Source organism: Pseudoalteromonas nigrifaciens, assembly GCF_002221505.1.
Classification (GTDB): Bacteria; Pseudomonadota; Gammaproteobacteria; order Enterobacterales; family Alteromonadaceae; genus Pseudoalteromonas; species Pseudoalteromonas nigrifaciens.
The window spans coordinates 1,610,069-1,633,784 of the sequence record NZ_CP011036.1 but is presented as its reverse complement, the minus strand read 5'-3'; the positions used below and the strand labels follow the sequence as shown (position 1 = coordinate 1,633,784).

Here is a 23,716-nt window from a genome sequence, read left to right as displayed (position 1 = left end):
CTTATAATAACACGAATAATCCGTACTTGGGTATGCCACTAAATGTAATAAATATTTAAAAATCTGATACTTGGCTAGAATAAAAATTAAATGATTAACCCGCTATTAAGCTTTTAGTCCTGCGACTAAATAATCAAGTAGCACCCTTACATTAGTTGCCACAAACTGTCGAGGCGGATACACACCCCATACCCCTTCTTGCAGCGGCTGATAGGATGTTAAAATAGGCACTAACTGCCCTGTTTTTAACTCGTTTTCAATGTAGTAATTAGGGAGCTGAATAATCCCTAAACCTTTTTTAGCGCCATCTACCAACGCCCAGCCACTATTACATTGCAGTCGCCCAGCTATTTTAATATGCTTTTCGCGCCCTCCTTCGTTTACCCGCCAATAACGACTATTCCCCACTAAACATTGATGATTTATTAGCTCACCTAATGTGTGTGGCTCGCCAAATCGGGTTAAATAATCAGGGGCACAACACATAATAAAACGCCGTGCACTTAAGCGCCGTGCTTTTAAGCTCGAGTCTTTTAAATGCCCCAGTCTAATAGCTAGATCAAAACCACCTTCTAATAAGTTTTCTTGCTCATTACTGAGCGTAGCAACGACTTCTACATCGGGGTGGTCGTGCATAAAATTATGCACTATTGGCATAATAAAGCTCTCGCCATACATTACCGGGGCTGTTAGATTAATTTTACCTTTTGGCGTACTTTGCTGTTGCGCTAAACTTTGCGTGGCATCATCCATTGCATGTTGTAAATGCTTTATTTGGTGTAAAAACACCTCACCTTCTTTGGTCAAAACCACTTTACGCGTTGTGCGCGTTAGCAACTGTGTATTTAAGCGTTGTTCAAGCGCACTAACATGGCGGCTAATATGCGCAACCGACAGCCCAATTGCTTTGCCTGCAGCGGTAAAACTACCTTCTTCACCTACCGCAATAAATTCGTCTATTCCATCCCATCGTGCCATTGTTACAGTTCTGAAAAAGTGTTTTAATAAAATTGAGATTATCATTATTTGAGAAACAAATACAATAGCTACATCACCCAAGCAAATTGGGTCTACAATTATTATCTACCCACTACAAAGGATAAGCACATGTCAGAATTTATTAAATCAAAAGCAGCTATTGCTTGGGGTCCTAATCAACCACTTAGTGTTGAAGAAGTTGATGTGATGATGCCTAAAAAAGGCGAAGTAATGGTAAAAATTACCGCTACTGGTGTATGTCATACCGATGCATTTACATTATCGGGTGAAGATCCTGAAGGTATATTCCCTGCAATTTTAGGCCACGAAGGCGCTGGTGTTGTATATGCAATCGGCGAAGGCGTAACCAGCGTAGAAATTGGCGATCATGTTATTCCTTTATACACCGCAGAATGTGGTGAATGTAAAATGTGTACCTCGGGCAAAACTAACCTGTGTTCTGCTGTGCGCGAAACCCAAGGTAAAGGCTTAATGCCAGACGGTACAACACGTTTTTATAAAGACGGTCAGCCAATTTACCACTACATGGGTTGCTCAACTTTCTCTGAGTACACAGTACTGCCAGAAATCTCTTTAGCTAAAGTAAACAAAGAAGCGTCTTTAGAAGAAATATGCTTACTAGGCTGTGGCGTAACAACAGGTATGGGCGCAGTAACAAACACAGCTAAAGTAAAAGCGGGCGACACTGTAGCTATTTTCGGTTTAGGTGGCATAGGTTTATCAGCTATTATTGGCGCAAAAATGGCCGGTGCGAGTCGTATTATCGGTATCGATATAAACAACTCTAAATACGAGTTAGCAACCAAGCTTGGCGCAACCGATTTAATTAATCCAAAAGACTTCGACAAGCCAATTCAAGACGTAATTGTTGAAATGACCGATGGCGGCGTTGACTACTCGTTTGAATGTATTGGTAATGTTGATGTTATGCGCTCAGCACTTGAGTGTTGTCATAAAGGTTGGGGTGAGTCGGTAATTATTGGTGTAGCAGGCGCTGGCCAAGAAATTGCTACTCGTCCATTCCAATTAGTTACTGGGCGTGTATGGCGTGGTAGCGCATTTGGTGGTGTTAAAGGCCGCTCACAACTACCTGAAATTGTAGAACGTTACATGGCTGGCGAGTTTGCACTAAATGACTTTATTACCCACACAATGGGCCTTGAAGACATTAATGATGCATTTGATTTAATGCACGAAGGCAAAAGCATTCGTACCGTTATTCATTACTAAGCAATAAACCAATCGCTTGTATTCACGGTGTGGATATAAGCGGCTTTTGAGGATTATCATGTTAGAAAATATCTCAAGTGTAAAAGTATCCGGTGGCTGGCATAAACAATATACGCACAGCGCTGTAAGCACTCATTGTACTATGCGTTTTGCCGTTTTTTTGCCGCCCGGCGCTAGTGAAAGTAATAAAGTACCGGTACTTTATTGGCTTTCAGGTTTAACCTGCACCGACGAAAACTTTATGCAAAAAGCAGGCGCATTCAAAAAAGCAGCTGAGCTAGGTATTGCTATTGTGGCACCCGACACTAGCCCTCGTGGGGATAATGTTCCTAACGAAGACAGCTACGATTTTGCTCAAGGCGCTGGGTTTTATGTTAACGCGACACAAGCCCCTTACAACACTCACTTTAATATGTACGACTACGTAGTGAATGAATTACCCGCGCTTATAGAGCAGCACTTTCCAGTGACTAGCACAAAAGCAATTAGTGGTCATTCAATGGGCGGCCACGGTGCGTTGATGATCGCCCTTAAAAACCCACAGGATTATGTTAGTGCCTCGGCGTTTAGCCCTATAGTAAACCCTATTAATTGCCCATGGGGCGTTAAAGCGTTTACGGGTTATTTAGGAGCCGATAAAACAACATGGGCACAATACGACAGCTGCAAATTAATGGCTAAAGCTGAGCAAAGTAACTACTTGCCAATGTTAGTGAGCCAAGGCGATGCCGATAACTTTTTAGACGAGCAATTAAAACCGCAAAATTTAGTGGCTGTTGCAAAACAAAAAGACTACCCACTGACCCTAGAAATGCAAACCGGGTACGATCATAGTTACTTTTTTATCAGTAGCTTTATTGATCAGCACTTGGTATTTCATCATCAGTATTTGTCTGCATAACAATATTATTGTTTGTAGTAATAATGTGTAGAGAACCCTCTACACATTATTTTAAACTATTAAAAAAACGTCCTTACTTGCATCAGTATTCACTCGCCTTTTATTACCCTGCTTGCTGTGGCTCTACCCATAAGCTTATTTAGAGCATGCTGACCTTGTAAAATAAAATCAAATTTTAAATTTTAAATTGTAACGGTGTTAAACAAAGCACATTACTCATGCACTTCCTTTTTTATAAACTCCTTAACAAAACCAATTAATTGCAGTAAATATATAATCAAAAAAGGGAATGCACCTACAATCGCAACGCTGTGATTTAAAGGCTCGTTATTTTCAACTAATAATACGCAAGCATACAATCCCAACGCAAACGACCAGGCGTATAACCAAAACGGCAGAATCATCAGAGGTTGCTAACGCGCAGTAATAACGCGTTTTTTTCAAGTTTAGTGGCTGTATTTATTGTTTTTTTTAAAAGGCAAGTGATGTACATAATTACCTTTAATATAAGTAAAAGAATATGGATATTCAAAAGCGATATCAAACTAACTACTTAGTAAAATAGTAAAATAGTAAAATAGTAGTGTAACTATTACCAAGCCAGGCAGAATAAAAATAAAGGCAAACCTAAATTACTGAATTTAAAATATTAAATAAATGGCTTACAGATTGCTAGCTAGTTATTAAGATTAACTAAAAAGGCAAGATCATGGAAATTGATTTACAGTGGCACGAAATCGTTGATAATCTGATTCACTTAGGCATAGCTTATTTACTCGCTTTGCCAATGGCCTACGACAGAGAGCGCAGCCAAGATGGTGCGGGGCTGCGTACCTTTCCGTTAGTAGCGGTGGCATCATGTGGTTATGCGTTAATTGCGTTGTCTGTACTTGACTCCTCTGAAGCACAATCAAAAATGTTACAGGGGATCATTACCGGTATCGGCTTTATTGGCGGTGGCGCAATTTTAAAAAATAACCAGTCCACCTCAGGTACTGCCACCGCGGCGAGCATTTGGAATATGGGTTTAATTGGTATTGCTGTGGCCTACAGTCGCTACGAAATAGCTATTTTACTGGCCATTATTAACTTTATAACATTACGCTATATTAAAAAGTTTAAGTAACCTCTTAATTTTATATCTTAATAAAAACAAAAAAGGCGCTATAAAAGCGCCTTACCAAACAAGAATGTGTGCTTAAAACATGTCTTGATAGGGATTTTTTGTATTAAAAGCAATCGCTTTTTCAAAGCCAGGAAGGTGTATGCTTTGCTCATCTATAACAATGTCGTTGTCGTCAATTAAGCCATCACCAAAACGATAAATTAGTTGGTATTGGCCTAAGTCTGCTTGTGATTGATAGCTTTGTTGCGCTGCTTTTACAGCCACATTTTTATTAGCATAATCATCCATAACGCTTTTGCCATGGCGCTTGGCAAGCATTTGCAGTGTTATTTTTGCAGACAATACTGTAGCGGTAGCATTGTTACCACCAAAGCCTTTTGAGTTAATAAATGCAATATCCATATCACCGCAATCATAGTGGCTGTTTCTAATATCTAGATGATCAGCGTAAACATCGTCGGCTATTTTATCTATAGTCGTAATACCAGGCATAATATTGTGGCTAAATACACCTAATGCTATAGCTAACTGATCGCCACTTGCAGGAGCAATAGTATGGCCAACATATGCTTTTGGCGCAGTTACTTTCCAGTTATCAATAGCAAAGGTTTGTGCCACTTTATGATAAATCAATGACTCGGTTACACGGTTTAATGGCGTGCTTGAACCATGGGCTAATATAAAGCTGCGCTGTTGCAGGGCTTCTTTACCTAATAAGCTACTTGCCAGTGCCGCCGATTTTGCCATAGTAATGTAGTTACCCGGCCCTGGTGAAGTAATTGACTTTTTAATCCCGTCGGCATTTACAAATACATCTGGCACACACCCCATAATGTCAGCGCCTAACTCTAGTGCTAGAGCATCATCCATTAAAATAGCCACTTGCGCGCCTTCACCTAGCGTAAAGCCACAGTTTTCGCCAAACGGACGGCTACTTTTACGATAGTCGGGCTCATCTGTATTACTTAAGTTATCTAAACGGCGCAAACCTTCAACGTTTGCCAGTGCGCTCATGTTACCAAAGCCTTCTATAACCTCTGGCGTAATAGCACATTCAACACTGGCTACTACAGCAACGCGAGTGCGCCCGGCTTGTATATCGTTAACCGCTGCGCGTAAGTTATATAAAAACGTAGCACATGCGCCCGAAGTTGAAAACGTAGTACCTACGTTGCCCGTTACATACGCATTAATAAAATCGGTCGACATAGTATTTAAACCCAGCGCTAATTGCTTAGTGCTTACGCGGTCGCCTTGCTGGCGAGCTTTAACTAAGCCACCTAAACCTGTGTCATCCATTTGGCCAATAACCGACGCCGAATAGGTACCAATTTTGTCTGGCTCTACGCTATTCATTATATGTTGCCAATCAAGCCCGGTTGACTTTATTGCATCGGTAGCAGCAAAAATAGTTGCTTGCAAACCACGTGGCTGATAGCGGCTGTTATACATTACTGACGGATCAAACCCAGTAGGAAACTGCCCTGCCGATTTAATCGGGTTGTCACGAGTTGAAGCGTGTTTAACATCTATATCTGCGGCAATAGTAACTTTAACTTTTTTACCTTCGAGCTGCTCTACCTGCCAGCTTGCAGGTATCGGTTGTGGTAAATCGCGAGCACGGGTTTCAAACACAATCGCATTCTCATCCGAGTTGCTTAGCGTCATTTTTTGCTGCCATGGGGTAGCGTCTGGATCAAAATGTTCGTTTTCGATTTTACGAATAAGCGTGCCGGCAATTATTTGTTCACCAAAACGTGCTTCTATGTCGCTTTGCTCAACATTGTTACCTTGAGTGTCTTGTAGTTGATTATCAACAACACTAACTAAATTCATCAAGGTGGCGAGGCCTAAAAACGTTTCTTGACGATCTTGTGCACTTAAACTGTCTAACACAATACGGCGGTAACCTTGGTGAAAAGAAGTACGGCCAGCGGCATTAATGCCTCCCATGCCTACAATTACGGGTAATGCGGTCATAATTTACCTTTAAAAAACGTGTTATAAGAATATGACACTAGTTTAAATGGATTGCGCACCACTCTTTGTGCTTTAATAGCCAAATATTAAGCATAAAAGGCCAACTCTAACTGGTCGGAGCATCTATATGACTGATAAACAGAGTAACCCCCCATTAAATATAGCTATTGCTGTTTACCAACACTTATTAATAACGAGTTTAACCCTCCCTATAGAAATGTTGAGAGCGGGCGAAGCCTTTGCAAAAGGCCATATTAATAAACAAAACTTTAGGCCACTCGCTATTCATTTAGTTGCTAAAAACCTTGAACCAATAAGTAATCGTACCGGCTTGGCAATCCTTCCCGATTGCGCCACCAGCAATACCCCCAATTGCGATTTAGTAATAGTGCCCGGTATTTGGCGAAACCCGCGCCCAGTTGTACGCACTAATCAAAATATAGTTACTTGGTTGGGGCAAAGTTTTACTAATGGCAGCCATATTATAGGTGTAGGCACTGGCAACTGTTTACTAGCAGAGGCCAAGTTACTTGACGGGCACCCAGCAACCACCCATTGGCATTACGCTAAACAATTTAGTCACGACTACCCCAAGGTACTGTTAAAGCCTGACTTTTTTATTACTCAATCCGAGCGACTCTATACCGTAGCCAGCCTAAACGCCCTAGCCGATGTAATAGTGCATATTATTAGCCAGTATTATGGCAAAGCTGCAGCGCAGCATGTTGAGCGCAATTTTTCCCACGAAATACGCAAACCCTACGAAGATCAGCGCTATCTTGAAGGTGCGGTTGATCGCCATCCCGATGAATTAATTGCCCAAATTCAATTTTGGTTAAAAACTAACTTAGCAACAGAGCTTAATTTACAGGATGTAGCCGCACAGTTTAATTTAAGCTATCGCTCTTTTACGCGGCGCTTTAAAGCAGCTACCAACCAAAGCCCTATTGAGTATTGGCAACAGTTACGAGTAGAAGGTGCTAAAGAGTTGCTCGCTTCGTCAAATTTATCAATTCAGGAAGTAGCGTTAGAAGTAGGCTATAATGATCAAGGTCATTTAACGCGAATATTTAGAAAAATATTGAACCAAACACCCAGTGAGTATCGTAAAGTAGTGAGAAAAAAATTGTTTGGTTAATACTTTAAAAACAAGCCAAGCTACTGTATTAATATAAACCATTAACTAAAACACAGGAAGTTGGAAATATGCATGTAAATTTTAGTGAAAATTTACTATTAGATATTGAAGCAGAGACTGATCTCAATACTAGACTAACTCGCTTGCTAGCACTTATTCGTAAACACCTTGATATGGACGTTGCTTTTATTTCTGAGTTTAAAGACTCTAAACGTATATTTAAATTAGTTGATACCAAACGCCCTAACGAGATTGTAAAAGTAGGTAATTTTGATCCCATAAACGAAACCTACTGTAATAAATTAGCCAATAATGAACTAGATAATATAATACCTGACATCAGTAAAAATAGTATAACCCGCAATATGCCGGTTACTAAAAAGCTTAATATTGGCGCTTATATTGGCGTGCCAATTACCTTATCTAACGGCGATATTTATGGCACATTTTGCTGCTATAACGAACAAAAAGACGACACATTAAACAAGCGTGATCTGGCGTTTTTAAATTTAATTTCAGATCTGGCTTCACAGCTTATTGATACACAAATACAAGACAATGAAGCAAAACAACTTATTAAATCTAACGTACTTAATATTATAAATACAAATAATATTGAAATTTACTACCAGCCTATATATAGCTTAAACACAAATAAAGTTTCGGGTTACGAATCCTTGTCTCGCTTTTTTGTTGAGCCCTATAGAACACCTAATATTTGGTTTGATGAAGCAGCACAGTTTGGTTTAGGTGAAGCCCTAGAAATGTTGGCAATAAACAATGTTTTAGGCAATATGAGTCATTTTAATAAAGAGGTGTATGTGTCAATTAACACCTCTCCAGAGCATATACTAAGTGATGCCGTTGCCAATGCATTAGCTGCTATTTCTGATTGCAGCAATATAGTATTGGAGGTAACCGAACACTCTCCTATTGCCAACTACAATGAAATGTTAACGGCACTCGCGCCACTGCGTAAAAAAGGCATACGCCTAGCTATAGACGATGTTGGTGCAGGGTATTCTTCTTTTCAGCATATTTTGGAGCTACAAGCAGATATTATTAAACTTGATATTAGCCTTACCCGAAACATAAATAGCGATCGTCGTAAATATTTATTAGCTAAAGCGTTATGCGGATTTGCTAAAGACATTGGCTGTAATATTATTGCCGAAGGCATAGAAACACTAGAAGAAATAAACACCCTCCGCAAACTAAGTGTCGATAAGGTTCAGGGCTATTATTTAGGCCGCCCACAAGCACTTTGCGATGCTTTAGTGCATCAAAAATCAGTATTAAGTTAGTTATAAACTTAATTATAAAAACGCCACTTTATAAGTGGCGCTCTGTTTCATTTTCACTTTTGCGATAATAGCGTTTTGAATAAATTTTAACTTTAGTGTGCACACCTTTACTTAAGCTTTTAAACTTAGCTTCAAGCACATCAACACCGTATAAAATACCGACCACCAGCACAGAAAGCTTAATAGCTGCGCCCAAGTTTTCGGTGGCTATCATTACACCAATAGACGCTAACACCCAAATGGTTGCTGCCGACGTTACTCCTACCACAGCGCCGTCTTTAGCTAGCATTACGCCTGCACCCAAAAAGCCAATACCAGTAATTATTTGTCCCACTACGCGAGAGTGGTCAATTACATCGCCTTGTAAATTAAACGCGGTCGATAAAAATAAATAGGTACCTAAAGTAATTAACGCAGAAGTACGAATACCCACAGGTTTGCCACGTAATTGGCGCTCAATACCAATAATAGCGCCACAAAATGCCGCCGTACCAATTGCAGCCCATGAGTACGGAGCTACATCAAATAAATCAGGTAAAAACACGTAATTTCCTCGTTATTCATATATGAATAGTTTAATTTTATTTTAACAATCTTTTGATTTAGCAATAGCCACAGCTGTTCTTAAGCGTTGGCTACCAAACGCCGACATTTTACTAAAGTCGCTGCGGGCAATAGGCACATATTGGCAATCTATAGCCAATTGACTATCACTTCCTGGCTCACAAAACGGATCATGAACATACACACAGTGCTCATCTAAATGCGTAACGCACACCCAATGCGGCGATTTTTTACCATCAAACCGATAAGTGCTTATTAATAGCAACACGCTAAAATTTTGCTTCAGCCAACGCTCAATGTCTTCAAGCTCAACATCTTTATTACTAAGCGGTATTTTGGCAGCGGTTATGCCATCTACAAACTGCTGATGTACCGTTGCTAATACTACTTTTTTATTTTCACTGCGCACGCCATCTAAAAACAACGGCTCTAGGGTATTAACAATTACCTCGCTGTTAAAACCACGTTTATGTGCCGCCAGTGCTAAACCAAACGGATGGCAGCCGCCATGCCCAGAGGTCATAAAAATAGTAGTGCCTTCTCGCCATAACGACAACTCATGCGATTGAGTCAGTTCAGTGCTAGCATCTAAGCTCCCCATAGCCATTAACAACGCCGCAGGACCACAGGTAAACTCAGTAGTTTGCTGATACCACGGAGTTAACCGTGCTAACTTAAGCTCACTGGTTTTACGAATGTTTTTTTGCATGCGTAGCGCATCGCTGTGATCGTCGTAATAATCGCTATATTGACCAAACACCCGATAACCTAAGCTTTTATACAAACCAATTGCGCTGTCGTTATTTACAGCCACTTCTAAACGCAGATAAATTCGCCCACGCTCTGCGGTGGCTTTTTCAAGTGCAATAAGTAGCATTTTTGCAATGCCTTTGCCTTGCATGGTAGGTAATACAGCAAGCGAATAAAGACGCGCTAGACGAGTGCCTTTATGGCACCAAATTAGCCCATAACCGCATAACGCATTATTTTGCTCGGCAACTAATAAAATACCGTGCTTAGCACTTAGCCAGCGCTTTAAACTGCGCGGGCTAAGCTTGTCGTTACTAAAGCAAGCATTTTCAAGTGCTGTAAGCGCGGTTAAATCACTGATAAGCGCTTGGCGAATAACCACTTGCTCAGTCTGTTCATTAACCACACTCTCAACCATGGCTTTTGCCATTAACCACGCCCCCTCGCTTCAAGGCGTTGTTTAAACTCATCCATAATGATCATATAAAGCTCATCGCCTAAATAGCCGTCTTCTACTTTATGATCAATACTTGGGTTATCGTTTACTTCAAGTACATAAGCACGCCCTTGATGTTCTTTTACATCAACGCCATATAAACCCTTACCCACTGTTTTACACGCTTTTAATGCTGCATCTAATACCGCTTTTGGTAATTCAAAAGTAGGCAATGTTTCAAAGCCACCCGAAAAAAACCGCTTTGCATCGTGGTTATAAATTTGCCAATGGTTACGCGCCATTAAGTAACGACACGCGTAAATTGCACGGCCATTTAGTACCCCTACTCGCCAATCGTATTCGGTGTACATGTATTCTTGTGCAAGCACTAAAGCACTAAATTCAAATAGCTCAGTTAACTTAGCTTCCAGCTCAGCACGGTTCGTTACTTTATATACCCCTTTTGAAAACGAGCCTTCTGGCATTTTCAATACTAACGGGTAGGTAAACGCCGCTTCTAACTGCTCAAGAGTCTCGCTTGACTGATCAGCCACAACCACTGTTTTTAAACTAGGTACTTTTTGATAGTTAAACGCATCGTGTAAATACACTTTATTACAACAACGTAAAATAGACTCCGCATCGTCAATAACCACTAAACCTAAGCTTTGTGCCTTGCTAGCAAGGCGATATGTTGGGTGGTCAATTGCTGTAGTTTGACGAATAAATAACGCATCAAACTGGGCTATATTGTCTATTTCGTCAAAGCTTAATGCTTGGGCATTAATACCATGTTTAGCCGCTGCTTTAATAAACTTTGCTATTGCGTCTTTATCGCTTGGTGGCACCTTTTCATTGTGATCAACAAGTATTGCCATGTCCCAGCGAAAACGACGTCGCTCCGCAGTAATACGCCATTGCGTTTGGGTAAAGTTATTCAACTTAGCTACAAAATCGCTGTACTGTTGCTCATCTAATGACGATAACGACCCTTGTTGTAATAAGCCTTGGTTATCAACAAATAAAATAGGCGCCGGGTATTGTTTAAATACCGATTTAGCCGCTTTTGTTTGCTCATCGTTAGTGGCATTACCAAAGTATAGAGCGCCATCTATTTGGCCAACATTGTGCATAGGTGCTTGGCCGCTACGTAACGCATTTATTGTTTTTACACTTGGTAATACTTGGTGCTTACGCGCTTCAGCGAGTAGCGAGCAATAGTAACCTTTGCTCAAGTATTGGCTTGAGTCACATAAGTTAATAATGCGAGTTTTAGGTTCATCACGTTTTGGATAGTCACGTAGGTAAGTATTAAACGTAATAACATTTTCGAATGATTGAGCAAGAGTTTGCTCGTTGTTATCAACCACAATTAAGGTTTTAAACACGACTTTTCCTAGTTAAGTCTAATTATAAAAGCATGCTTAATTTTTTATAATTAAGCATTAAAAATAGAAACACCCATCGTACTAAGTGGTGCATTGCGCGTGTCACTTAATAAGATGGGTGCTTTAGTTTAGGTAATCCTAAACCACATCTGCTTTATAAGGCCTTTTTGATAAACTAACAAACGAGATATTTTTAGCGTGAAGATGAAAATTATTGATGTAGGTCGAATAAGTGGCGAAGCCACGCCATCCGACACATAATTTATGGGAACGGTAAGTGTTTATAACCTTGGCTTGGCTCTTTCGGGTGATAATATATTATTGTGATGCGGCTTGATTGTCGGATGGCGCTTCGCTTATCCGACCTACGTTTAAATATTCCATATGTATGAAGTTACACAATAAAACATTGCTGTAGGTCGGATAAATGGCGAAGCCACGCCATCCGACACATAATTTATGGGAACGGTAAGTGTTTATAACCTTGCCTTGGCTCTTTCGGGTGATAAAATATTATTGTGATGCGGCTTGATTGTCGGATGGCGCTTCGCTTATCCGACCTACGTTTAAATATTCCATATGTATGAAATTACACAATAAAACATTGCTGTAGGTCGGATAGATGGCGAAGCCACGCCATCCGACACATAATTTATGGTTTTTCACCACACCAATTATTCGTGTAAACACCTTGCTTAACTGCTCTGTGAAAACTTGAATAAGGCCAATCAGCAACCCTACTAACTAAGCCATGTTTCATAGGGTTAAAATGCACGTAGTTAACATGATGCCAATAATCATTATCATCCCTAATTGTATGCTCCCAAAAGCGGCGTTGCCAAACTCCCCGCTCATTTTTACGTTTTCTTGTTTGAGTTAAAAATTCTGTTTTTGGGAGTGATTTTGAAAATCGCTTTTTAATTTCACGCCAACGCCCAGAGTAATCACTATCGTTATCTGGCAAAGTTAAAACTGCATGAAGGTGATCGGGTAGCACAACCCATGCGTCAATGTAAAATGGTCTTCGTAATTTAACAAAGCGAATAGCCTCGCGTAATAAATCAATATGTTCAACTAATAACGACTTATTACGATCGAGCAAATTAACAGTAAAAAAATATGACCCTCCTTTTACATAATTCCTACGATATTGCATTTTATTCTCACTATATTATTTAAAGCGCATCAAATAAATAAAGCGTAAATTTAGGATATATACAACATTGACGTAGGTCGGATAAATGGCGAAGCCATGCCATCCGACAATAAAATGAGGGGGAATAAATACGTTTTGTGGTGCTTAAAAATGGGCTTTGCTTACAACCAATATTTTATAAAATTTCTACAATGTCATAATCGTGCTTTACATCGGCAATGGTTAAACTAATGCCATCATCAATTTGTTTATTTAATAACAGCTTACCTAGTGGTGCGCCGGGGGTTACAACGGCAATCGTTAAGCCTTTAACCTCTACGGTTAACCCACCTGCGCTTGGGCCTAAATAAAACCATTTTTGCTGCTCATTTGTATCCTCTAGGCACACTAGCGAGCCAATGGCTATTTTACTACTGGCTGGCTGATTAAATATGGGCTTAAATAACTCCATGCTTTTATAGCAATCGTTTACGCGCTGCGCTTGGCCTTGGGCTAAATAGGCGGCCTCTAACCCTAGGGTATCGTATTTGTTTTCTGCTATGTTTTCTTCGTGCGTGGCGGTGTCGTGCGCTGTTTTAGCGGCCACTTTTGCGGTGGTAAGCTGCGCCTCTAGGGCAAACTTAAGGTGTTCAATAACGTGGGCTTTGTTCATGGGGTTTACACACATACAGTAAAATATTGCGAGCAGTTTAACATTGCTACGGGGGCTAAACACAATAGTTTGGCCCCTAAGCTTTGTTTATTTGTATGCTTTGAGCCTTTATGGCATATCCATGAGCGCTTGGCTTTGGCTATCTATTTTCACTTCGTAGTTTTTAGCACTTAACCCCATTAGCTCGGGCAAGGTGGCGGCAATACAAACAGATGAAAACGTACCCACAACAATGCCACTAAATAACGCAATAGCAAAGCCTTGCAGCGGTGTTCCAGCTAATAGCCACACACTTGCTACTGTGGCTAAAGTGGTACCTGAGGTAATTAAGGTACGCGTTAGGGTGCTTTTAATCGCACTATTTATAATGCTGGATACGCTCATACTGGCATTTAATTTAACTCTTAATAGCTCACGCACCCTGTCGCCAACAATTATAGAGTCATTAAGTGAGTAGCCTATAATTGCTAATAAACTGGCTAATACGGTTAAGTTAAATTCAAGCTGTAATAGCGAAAACAAACCCAGCACCAATATTAAGTCGTGTGTTAAAGCAACTACCGAGCCAAGGGCTAAACGCCATTCAAACCTTATCGCTAAATACAGCATTACTGCAACCATAGCTGCTAGAAGTGCCAAACAGCCTTGTTCAAATAGCTCATCGCCCACTTGCGAGCCAATATAGGCCGATGACAATACCGTGGCATTTATGTCGGTGCTTTGTGTTACCGCACTTTGCCAATCGTTGCTACTATTACTCGCAGATTGATTAATAGCTGGCGCTTCTCTTAATTGAAAGTGGTTATTCCCTTGCGCTGTTAGTTCAAACTCACCGTTGTGGTTTTTAGCTATAAAAGTTTTAAGCTGCTTTAGCTCAATACTTTGGCTAGTCGTAAATTCTGTTAAGTAACCACCGGTAAAATCTAGGCCAAAGTTAAGCCCTTTTTGCGCTAAGGTTACTACCGATAGCAATACTAATACTGTACTTAAAACCAAGCCCATAAAACGCATGCGTGTGCCGGTTTCGCCTTTTAAAAAATAATTAAGCATCTGTACTTACTCCGCTTTTTTTACCCAATTTTAAATACAAACTTTGGCTCAACACTTTCGATACATACACGCCTGTAAACATACTGGTTACTAAACCCAGCGCCAAAGTAATTGCAAAGCCTTTCACTGGCCCATAACCTATACCGTATAAAATAAGTGCAGTGATCATAGTGGTAATATTGGCATCAAAAATAGTGCTAAATGCTTGCTTATACCCTTGCTCAATAGCTTGATAAGGCGCGCGGCCTTTACGGCGCTCTTCTTTTATACGTTCGAATATAATGACGTTGGTATCTACTGCCATACCTATGGTTAGCACCAATCCGGCAATGCCGGGAAGCGTAAGCACTACCCCAGGCAATAACGACATTAAACCCACTAAAGAGGTTAAATTTAAAATAAGTGCTACGTTGGCAATTAACCCTAAACGTCTGTACCACATAGCCATAAATGCCAAAGTAATACCCATACCTAACATTAGGGCGGCTAAGCCGTTACTTATATTTTCGCTGCCTAAGCTTGGCCCTATGGTTTGTTCGTGCACTATAGTAACCGGCGCACTTAACGAGCCTGCACGTAACAATAGCGCTAAGTCGGCCGCGGCTTGTGGGCTTTGCATATTGGTTATGCTAAAACGCGAACTTAAGTGCTGAGCAATATTGGCTACATTAATAACCTCACTCTTTTTAACTACCTCTCCTTTAGCATTTTGCGAATACTCTGAGTAAACCGTCGCCATAGGTTTACCTATATTAGCTTTAGAAAATGCCGACATAGCATCGCCGCCTTGGCTATCAAGGCTTAACTGCACTAGCGGTTTGCTCCAATCGTCGCGCCCAGCATGAGCGTTATTAATATGCTCACCGGTAAAAATTGGCACAGGGTCGAGTTTTATAGTACCGCCCGTCTGTAAATTAAAGGTTTGCCCACCCACAGCTTTTAATTGATAAAACCCCAGGGATGCCGTTGCGCCAATAATGCGTTTCGCCTCGGTAGGATCTTGCACTCCAGGTAGTTCAATACGAATGCGCTGCTTACCTTGGCGTTGTGTTACCGCTTCGGTTATGCCCAGCTCTTCAATACGCGAACGTAGAGTTGTGAGGGTTTGGCTCATAACTTCTTTGTTAAACGCGCTTCGCCCTTGCTCTGAGTAACTAAATTGCGCCGTTTTAACTGTGCCATTATTATTTGTTACTACTGCTAAGTTAGCAAAGCGGCTTTGCAGCTCTTTAATAACAGGGGTTAATTTATCACCAGCATTAGGTAGAGCATTTATTACAAACCCAGTTTGAGTTTGCAGCGCTTTTACTCCATGTGCCTTTTGCTTAATTATGATTGATTTAGCTTGCTGATACGCACTCACTAATTGCTCATCAATTGCTTTGTCTAAATCTACATCGAGTACAAATAGCACCCCACCGTTTAAATCTAGACCTAACTTTATTGGCGAAAGTCCAAAGCTTTGTAGCCAGCTTGGACTGGTAGCGCGCTCAACAATTTTGGTCTGAGTATTTGCATATTGCGCTTTTATAGCCGCTTGTGCCTGGGCACTTTTTGTTGGCTCGTTAAGTAGCACATTTATTGTTGCTTGCGACTCATACGCTTGCGCCGCATTTAAGCCTTGCTCATTTAAAAATGTAACTAAGGTATTAGTGCTCGGGGGTGTTTGCATTTTGCTGTGTGGGGCTGCACTAATATACAACCATGACTGGTTTGGATATAAATTAGGTAACGCACTCATTGCCAGTAGCAGTAATACCACCAGCATAGCAAAGGTGCTTAATTTAAATTTAGCCATAAACGGCTTTTTATTATTTTTAAAACTCAACATTGTTATTCCTTACTATCAGCAACTAGCTGATAAGCGCTTAAAAAAGCACAATTAATCTGCAAGCTAAAACTTTAAAAGTTAAAACCTATTAATTATTAAATAAGGAAATTAAGCGTGATGGGTGTTGGTAGCGCTGTAAAGTAAGTTAGCTTCTTTCCAGCCACTAATACGAGACTTTTTACTATTAGAAACAACTGTATACCAAGGTAGTGCCGTGCTTATAGCTTTAGGTTGTAAATAAAACTGCCTTGCTAGCGTATGAATAAAAAATTCATAAATAACGTCGTATTCAGGCTCTGTTTGCGCACTAAATAAAAACAACGATGAATTACTGGCAGTTAGCCTAGGTTGCAGTGCATCAAACGCTGTTTTATTAGGCTTAGTTTGTTGTTTAGCATGCAATACTTTAACTAATATGGAGGGGTGACTTATATCTAATGAAACATTACCTAATGAAGTAGCACCTAATGAAGTAGCATCTAATGAAGTAGTATCTAATGAAGTAGTATCTAATGAAGTAGCATCTAGTGAGAAAGGAGCTGCTGAAAAAGCAGCAGATATTAAAGTAGAATTTGCAGTGTTTAAACCATGTTTAACTGGCGCGGCTTCGCTACATGCACTAAAAAGTGCAGTAATAAGCAAAAATGCAGTTAAAAACAAACGAAATTTAAACATCAATTTTCAAACTTTAATTAAGGATTACTAGTATATAAGGGCAGCTATTTAAAATACAATAGTCTAATTAAGTATTTAGCTTGATGAAAAATTAAATCCACAGCAATTTATACCCATTATAAAAACCGAGATCATTCATGCGCTCTAAACAAAGCTCAGTAAAACGCCCCGACGCAATGAACCTGCGCCAAAGTATAAAAACACTTTGGCCTTATATCACACAATTTAAAGGGCGAGTTTTTATTGCAGCTATGGCACTGGTAGGCGCTAAAGGTGCTACTTTACTTATGCCGTGGGCACTAAAAGAAATTATTGATAGCGTTGATAAATCTATTCACCCAGTGCTTTTTATTCCTACCCTACTGCTTATTATGTACGGTGCACTGCGCTTTGCCAGCGTATTTTTAGGTGAAATACGCGATGCGGTTTTTTCGCGAGTTACCGAACACGCCATGCGCGACATAGGCCTAAAGGTGTTTAAGCATTTGCATTCGCTTGAACTGGCTTTTCATTTAGATCGACAAACCGGTGGCATAAGTCGCGATATAGAGCGTGGCACCAGCGGTTTGAGCTTTTTAATGCGATTTTTAATGTTTAACATTGTGCCTACTCTATTTGAAATTCTTACCGTTGCATTAATTTTTGGCACTTTGTTTTCTATCTGGTTTGCGCTTATAACCCTACTTGCAGTTGCCATATATATTACCTTTACAGTAACCGTAACCCAGTGGCGCAATCGCTTTATTCGCGAAGCTAACACCGCCGACAACTTAAGTAATACCCGCGCTATCGACAGCTTACTAAACTACGAAACAGTAAAATACTTTAACAATGAAGAGTTTGAAGCCAGCACCTACGACACCTTTTTAGCGCGCTGGGAAAAAGCCCGATTAAAAAACCGCATGTCGTTATTGGCACTAAACTCTGGGCAAGCGTTAATTATAGCCAGCGCCATTACCGCACTTATGTGGTTAGGCTCAAGCGAAGTAGTAACCGGTACACTTAGCATTGGTGAACTCGTAATGATAAACGCGTATATGATCCAACTGTTTTTACCGCTTAACTTTTTAGGCTTTGTATATCGCGAAATAAGACGCGCCCTTACCGACCTTGAAAACATGCTTGGGCTGCTCAACAAAAAACCACACATTGCCGACACTCCTGCATCACAACTACTAACACTCACTAAAGGTGAGGTTAGCTTTAACAATGTAAGCTTTAGTTACGATGCTAACCGCCCTATTCTTAACAATGTAAGTTTTAGCGTAAAACCCGGCACTAAGGTAGCAATAGTCGGTGCAAGTGGCGCAGGAAAAAGCTCATTAGCTAGGCTCTTGTATCGTTTTTATGAAGTGTCATCAGGTAGTATCACTATAGATAAGCAACCTATAAACACCGTAACTTTGCACAGTTTACGCCAAGCTATAGCCATAGTGCCGCAAGATACCGTGCTATTTAATACTTCAATACGCGAAAACATTGCTTATGGCAGGCCAACAGCCAGCGAGGCCGAAATAGATCAAGCCATTGCTATGGCGCATTTAACAGCGTTTATAAACAGCCTTGATAAAGGCGATAAAACCTTAGTAGGCGAGCGCGGTTTAAAAGTGTCGGGCGGCGAAAAACAACGCATAGCCATTGCCCGCGCAATCTTAAAAAAATCGCCTATTTTAATTTTTGACGAAGCCACCTCAGCCCTCGACTCCCATGCCGAGCAAGCTATTTTAACGGCTATGCGCGCTGTCACACAAAACCATACCAGCATAGTGATTGCCCATCGCTTATCAACCATAATAGATGCCGATAATATTTTAGTATTGCATAAAGGCGAGCTTCTTGAGCAAGGCACACATTCTGAGTTACTAGCCCTTAACGGCCAATATGCGCAAATGTGGCAATTGCAGCAAGAACAAGCAAAAAACACATAAATACCATTAATATTGCTCGTATAAAGGCTTTATTTGCTATTTTATCGACCTCTAGGGTGATTCACCTCAAAAGGTTTGTTTAGCAGCCTCTTATAAATAACAATTACTAAAATAACCTGAACCTAGGTTAAGATAATATTTACAATAATAAAAAATATTAATTAAACAGAGTGAAAGCTCAGGGGAACACAATGAAAAAGAGTTTAATTGCAGCTGCATTAGCTGCCACATTTATTACCGGCTGTTCAGAGCCACAAACATCAAAAACGCAAGTACAACCAGCACCTACTGCACCAATAGCCGCAACAACAGAAAAAGCAGAGTTGGGTAGTTTTGGTGTTGATTTAGCTGCACGTAACGAAGCGGTTAAACCAGGCGACGATTTTTTTATGTACGCCAGTGGCACTTGGTATGACAATTACAGCATGCCTGCTGATAAAACCCGCTATGGTGCATTTTCGGCATTGGCCGAGCGCAGCGAAGACCGCGTTAAAGTAATTATTGAAGAAATTGCCGCGCGTAAAGACTTAAATGCCGATGAAAAACTAGTAGCCGACTTTTACAACGCCTACATGGACACCAAAGCACTTAATAAGCTAGGCATAACACCAATTAAGCCGCTTTTAACGCAAATAAGTGAAATATCATCAACCGACGACTTAGCCAAAATGTTTGGTCAGTCTTGGTTAACCGGTGTTAAAGCCCCGCTTGGTGGTGGCATGTGGTTTAACCGCTTAGATCCTAATAAATACGAAATGTCGTTAGGGGCTGGCGGTTTAGGCTTACCCGATCGTTCATACTATCTTGAAGACTCAGAACGTTTTGTTAATACGCGTAGCGCCTATGTTGCTCATATTGCCGACATGCTTAAATTTGCCGATGCAGATAACGCCAATGAGCGCGCACAGGCAATTTTAGAGCTAGAAACCAAAATTGCACAAGGCCATTGGCCACGCGAAAAGCGCCGTAACCGCGACCTTACATTAAATCAAATTAAACGCGACGAACTAAGCACTGCCTACCCTGACTTTAACTGGGATGCATATTTTGCTCAAACAGGCTACAAAGTACCGCAGTTAAATGTATCGCAACCCGAGCCAATAAAAGCCATGATTGAATTAATCAATCAAGAAGACTTAGCGGTATGGAAAGATTATTTAACCTACCACGCAATAAGTGGTAACGCTAACTTGCTCTCTGAAGATATTTTTAATACTAATTTTGCATTTTTTGGTAAAGAGTTAAATGGTCAGCAAGAGCCGCGTCCACGTTGGAAGCGTGCTATAGATGAAATGTCGAGCACCAATTCACTTGGTTTTGCTATTGGTAAAATATACGTAGCACGTTATTTTCCTGAGTCGTCAAAACAACAAATGTCTGAACTGGTCGAAAACTTGCGTACCGCATTAGGTGAGCGTATTGATAACCTAGAGTGGATGGGCGCAGAAACCAAAGTAAATGCGCGCGCTAAACTAGCTGCATTTGTACCAAAAATTGGTTACCCAGATGTATGGCAGTCGTACGAAGGTTTAACTATTAGTAATAACGACTTAATCGGCAACGTAAAAAACATGCGTGAGTTTTTTCAAGCCGAAAGCGTTGCAAAAGAGCTGCAAAAAACAGATCGTAACCGTTGGGGTATGACACCACAGCGCGTTAACGCTTACTACAACAGTTCATTTAACGAAATTGTATTTCCAGCGGCAATTTTACAACCACCATTTTTCGATCCAAATGCCGACGCAGCAGTAAACTACGGCGGCATTGGCGCAGTAATTGGCCACGAAATGGGCCATGGTTTTGACGACCAAGGTTCTAAATCAGACGAAAATGGGATCCAACGTAACTGGTGGACTGATGCCGATCGCGCCGCATTTGACGCAAAAGCCGACCAGTTAGCAGCGCAGTACAATAAGTATGAGCCAATTGAAGGTAACTTTGTTAACGGGCGTAATAGCCTAGGTGAAAATATTGGTGATGTGGGTGGTTTAGCCATGGCTTATCATGCCTACAAACTGAGCTTAAACGGTAAAGAAGCACCGGTTATTGACGGTGTTACTGGCGATCAGCGTTTCTTTCTTGCTTGGGCACAAGTATGGAAAGAAAAACGCACCGAGCAAAGCATGTTAAATCAGCTACGCGGTGGCACGCATGCGCCGGGTCGCTTTAGAGCACAAGCCCCGCGTAACCACGACGCATGGTACAAAGCATTTGATGTAAAACCAGGCGATGAGCTGTATCTTCCTGAGGATCAACGCGTACGCATTTGGTAATAGAGCGCTAAATTGCAATTAAATATAACCCGCCATTGCGGGTTATATTTTTTCTGCCCAGTGTTTTTATAGCCCTTAGTATAAAACTCAACCCATCCTGTTTTTATCTGCATTAATCTATTTAATAGTTACTAGCCCTACCCCACATTTACCTTTAAACTATGCCCCTGAAAATTATTTTAATACTTATATTTAAAGGCGAAACGCAGATGGGAAGAGCTTACCAAAACAAAAAAGATTCAATGGCTAAAACTGCGGGTGCTAAAACTAAAGTTTATTCTAAGTACGGTAAAGAAATTTATATTTGTGCTAAAAATGGCGGTACCGATCCAGACGGTAACTTATCGCTACGTCGTTTAATTGAGCGCGCTAAAAAAGACCAAGTACCGGCGCATGTTATTGACCGCGCAATAGACAAAGCAAAAGGCGGCGGCGGTGAAGACTACGTAGCCACACGTTACGAAGGTTACGGCCCGGGTAACTGTATGATTATTGTTGATTGTTTAACCGACAACAATAAACGTACCTTTGCTGATGTACGTGTTTGCTTTACTAAAGCTAACGCTAAAATTGGTGCACAAAACTCGGTTTCGCATTTATTTGATCACCTTGCAATTTTTGTATTTGACGGTGATGACGACGAAACAGTACTTGAAGCACTAATGATGGCTGATGTAGATGTAACCGACGTAGAAGTTGAAAACGGCAAGGTAACTGTATTTGCACCACATACTGAGTACAACAATACTCGCACAGCACTTGAAGAAATGGGCGTTACTGAATTTGACGAAGATTTAATTTCGTTTGTACCCCAAATAGCAGCGCCTATTGAAGGCGAAGATGTTGAGGTTATGGAGCGCTTTTTAGCTATGCTAGAAGATTGCGACGACGTACAAAACGTTTACCACAACGCAGAGTTTTAAGCGTTAATAATAAAACGTGATCAAAGGCCAACTTAGTTTGGCCTTTTTGTTTTTGTAAAATGGATTAGTTAATTTTGAATACCCTTGAACAACTACGCAGCGGTGCTTTAAGCGGTGCTCGCCACTTACAATTGGTGGAAAACCTCACTGATTTCCCAAAAGAAATTTTTACCCTTGCCGACACCCTAGAAGTACTCGACCTATCTAATAATAACCTGAGTGATTTACCCGCAGAGTTTGCCAGTTTAACCCGCCTTAAACGGGTGTTTTTATCGTTTAATCAGTTTAAGCATATTCCTGCTGTTTTAGCACAATGCCCAGCACTTGTTATGATCGCATTTAAAGGCAATCAAATTAGTGAGTTTGCCCAGCATAGCCTGCCGCTTACAACACAGTGGTTAATATTAACCGACAACCGTATTGAGCAATTACCCGCATCATTCGGCGAGCTTAAACAGCTGCGCAAACTTGCTTTAGCGGGTAACCGGTTACGCACTTTGCCAAGCAGTATGCAGCAGTGTACAAACTTAGAATTAGTGCGCTTATCTGCCAATAACTTAACGCACCTAGATAACTGGTTATTTGAGTTACCAAAGCTTACTTGGCTGGCCTTTGCTGGTAACACCTTTAATAAAGCCCAGTGCCTAACAAAAAGTAGTTTAGAGAATAAGCCACTGAGTGATTACACATTACAGCAGGTTATTGGCCAAGGTGCCTCTGGGGTTATTCACCTTGCAAAAGCAGCAAATAAAGCGGTAGCTATTAAGCTGTTTAAAGGCGCAATTACCAGCGATGGTTATCCGCTTGATGAAGTTAATTGCTGCTTGCAGGCAAATGAACATGCCAATTTAATTAAGGTACTTGCCTATATAGAGCAAGGCAGCCAACTTGGTTTAGTAATGGAGCTAATAGATAATAGCTTTAGCAATTTAGGATTACCGCCAAGTTTACAAACGTGTACTCGCGACACCTTCGCAGATGGCTGTAATTATAGTAGCCAAGCTATTTATAAAATTGTGCAACAAATGGCCAGTACCCTACAACATTTGCATGCAAATAAAGTAAGCCATGGCGATGTGTATGCGCATAACACTATGGTAAACCAAGACGCAGATGTGTTATTTGGCGATTTTGGTGCAGCAACTAATTTAGCTATGTTGAGTGAGTATCAGCGCCAGCAAATGCAATTAATTGAAGTACGCGCGCTAGGTTGTTTAATTGATGATTTACTAAGTGTTTGCAGCGACAATAATGCAATAGCAGTTAAGCTTGCGCAACTAGCTAAGCAATGCATGACAACTGATATTATACAGCGCCCCACACTTTCGCAGTTAAGCACACAGCTAACTACACAGTCATAAAGTAAAGCGTAGTAAATTTATAAATGGCACAAAAAAACCACGCAATGCGTG

General features: G+C 40.7%; 19 protein-coding genes. 9 read left to right on the top strand and 10 right to left on the bottom strand.

The window, feature by feature from the left end; all coding sequences use genetic code 11:
• Positions 1–105: 105 nt before the first annotated feature.
• The gene (locus PNIG_RS07980; protein ID WP_086996014.1) at positions 106–978 is read right to left on the bottom strand and encodes a LysR family transcriptional regulator; all 873 of its coding nucleotides are present in this window, start codon (positions 976–978) and stop codon (positions 106–108) included.
• A gap of 129 nt (positions 979–1,107) precedes the next feature.
• Between PNIG_RS07980 and PNIG_RS07975 the strand changes: the two genes are divergently transcribed.
• The 3 genes from PNIG_RS07975 to PNIG_RS07960 all read left to right on the top strand — a co-directional run bounded on the left by PNIG_RS07975 (position 1,108) and on the right by PNIG_RS07960 (position 4,256).
• A complete protein-coding gene (locus PNIG_RS07975; RefSeq protein ID WP_011328067.1) occupies positions 1,108–2,229 on the top strand; it encodes an S-(hydroxymethyl)glutathione dehydrogenase/class III alcohol dehydrogenase in 1,122 nt (373 codons plus the stop codon).
• A 58-nt stretch (positions 2,230–2,287) separates the two neighbouring features.
• Entirely contained in the window at positions 2,288–3,130 is an 843-nt protein-coding gene (fghA, locus tag PNIG_RS07970) for an S-formylglutathione hydrolase (RefSeq protein ID WP_011328066.1), read from the top strand.
• A gap of 709 nt (positions 3,131–3,839) precedes the next feature.
• The gene (locus PNIG_RS07960; RefSeq protein WP_011328064.1) at positions 3,840–4,256 is read left to right on the top strand and encodes an MgtC/SapB family protein; all 417 of its coding nucleotides are present in this window, start codon (positions 3,840–3,842) and stop codon (positions 4,254–4,256) included.
• A 72-nt stretch (positions 4,257–4,328) separates the two neighbouring features.
• Here the strand turns inward: PNIG_RS07960 and PNIG_RS07955 are convergent, their stop codons facing one another.
• A complete protein-coding gene (locus PNIG_RS07955) occupies positions 4,329–6,236 on the bottom strand; it encodes a beta-ketoacyl synthase (protein ID WP_089368221.1) in 1,908 nt (635 codons plus the stop codon).
• A gap of 127 nt (positions 6,237–6,363) precedes the next feature.
• Between PNIG_RS07955 and PNIG_RS07950 the strand changes: the two genes are divergently transcribed.
• Together PNIG_RS07950 and PNIG_RS07945 are read left to right on the top strand one after the other, a co-directional pair.
• Complete coding sequence (locus PNIG_RS07950) at positions 6,364–7,374, top strand: GlxA family transcriptional regulator (RefSeq protein WP_089368220.1); 1,011 nt, start codon at positions 6,364–6,366, stop codon at positions 7,372–7,374.
• Positions 7,375–7,442: 68 nt separating this feature from the next.
• A complete protein-coding gene (locus tag PNIG_RS07945) occupies positions 7,443–8,678 on the top strand; it encodes a sensor domain-containing phosphodiesterase (protein WP_172459229.1) in 1,236 nt (411 codons plus the stop codon).
• Positions 8,679–8,706: 28 nt separating this feature from the next.
• Here PNIG_RS07945 and PNIG_RS07940 read toward each other — a convergent pair whose 3' ends face one another.
• The 8 genes from PNIG_RS07940 to PNIG_RS07905 form a co-directional block, all read right to left on the bottom strand.
• Entirely contained in the window at positions 8,707–9,222 is a 516-nt protein-coding gene (locus PNIG_RS07940; protein ID WP_011328060.1) for an MgtC/SapB family protein, read from the bottom strand.
• Between the two features lie 42 nt (positions 9,223–9,264).
• Positions 9,265–10,422, bottom strand: coding sequence for a GNAT family N-acetyltransferase/peptidase C39 family protein (locus PNIG_RS07935; RefSeq protein WP_172459230.1), 1,158 nt, complete (start codon positions 10,420–10,422; stop codon positions 9,265–9,267).
• On the bottom strand, positions 10,422–11,816 hold the full coding sequence (locus tag PNIG_RS07930) for a RimK family protein (RefSeq protein WP_086996005.1): 1,395 nt from the start codon (positions 11,814–11,816) through the stop codon (positions 10,422–10,424). Before PNIG_RS07930 ends, PNIG_RS07935 begins: the two co-directional genes overlap by 1 nt.
• A gap of 652 nt (positions 11,817–12,468) precedes the next feature.
• Entirely contained in the window at positions 12,469–12,972 is a 504-nt protein-coding gene (locus PNIG_RS07925) for an REP-associated tyrosine transposase (RefSeq protein ID WP_089368219.1), read from the bottom strand.
• A 175-nt stretch (positions 12,973–13,147) separates the two neighbouring features.
• Positions 13,148–13,624, bottom strand: a complete 477-nt coding sequence (locus tag PNIG_RS07920; protein WP_041454691.1) for a GreA/GreB family elongation factor — start codon at positions 13,622–13,624, stop codon at positions 13,148–13,150.
• Positions 13,625–13,732: 108 nt separating this feature from the next.
• Positions 13,733–14,674, bottom strand: a complete 942-nt coding sequence (gene secF, locus PNIG_RS07915) for a protein translocase subunit SecF (RefSeq protein ID WP_089368218.1) — start codon at positions 14,672–14,674, stop codon at positions 13,733–13,735.
• Positions 14,667–16,505: a protein translocase subunit SecD gene (gene secD / locus PNIG_RS07910; RefSeq protein ID WP_089368217.1), complete on the bottom strand. Its 1,839-nt coding sequence runs from the start codon at positions 16,503–16,505 to the stop codon at positions 14,667–14,669. Before secD ends, secF begins: the two co-directional genes overlap by 8 nt.
• A 108-nt stretch (positions 16,506–16,613) precedes the next feature.
• Entirely contained in the window at positions 16,614–17,180 is a 567-nt protein-coding gene (locus PNIG_RS07905) for a hypothetical protein (RefSeq protein ID WP_089368216.1), read from the bottom strand.
• 137 nt (positions 17,181–17,317) lie between these two features.
• Between PNIG_RS07905 and PNIG_RS07900 the strand changes: the two genes are divergently transcribed.
• The 4 genes from PNIG_RS07900 (at position 17,318) to PNIG_RS07885 (ending at position 23,665) form a co-directional block, all read left to right on the top strand.
• The gene (locus PNIG_RS07900; RefSeq protein WP_089368215.1) at positions 17,318–19,108 is read left to right on the top strand and encodes an ABCB family ABC transporter ATP-binding protein/permease; all 1,791 of its coding nucleotides are present in this window, start codon (positions 17,318–17,320) and stop codon (positions 19,106–19,108) included.
• Positions 19,109–19,299: 191 nt separating this feature from the next.
• Positions 19,300–21,381: a M13 family metallopeptidase gene (locus tag PNIG_RS07895; protein WP_086995990.1), complete on the top strand. Its 2,082-nt coding sequence runs from the start codon at positions 19,300–19,302 to the stop codon at positions 21,379–21,381.
• A 209-nt stretch (positions 21,382–21,590) separates the two neighbouring features.
• The gene (locus PNIG_RS07890; RefSeq protein WP_011328051.1) at positions 21,591–22,304 is read left to right on the top strand and encodes a YebC/PmpR family DNA-binding transcriptional regulator; all 714 of its coding nucleotides are present in this window, start codon (positions 21,591–21,593) and stop codon (positions 22,302–22,304) included.
• A 74-nt stretch (positions 22,305–22,378) separates the two neighbouring features.
• Positions 22,379–23,665: a leucine-rich repeat-containing protein kinase family protein gene (locus tag PNIG_RS07885; protein WP_089368214.1), complete on the top strand. Its 1,287-nt coding sequence runs from the start codon at positions 22,379–22,381 to the stop codon at positions 23,663–23,665.
• Positions 23,666–23,716 lie beyond the last annotated feature (51 nt).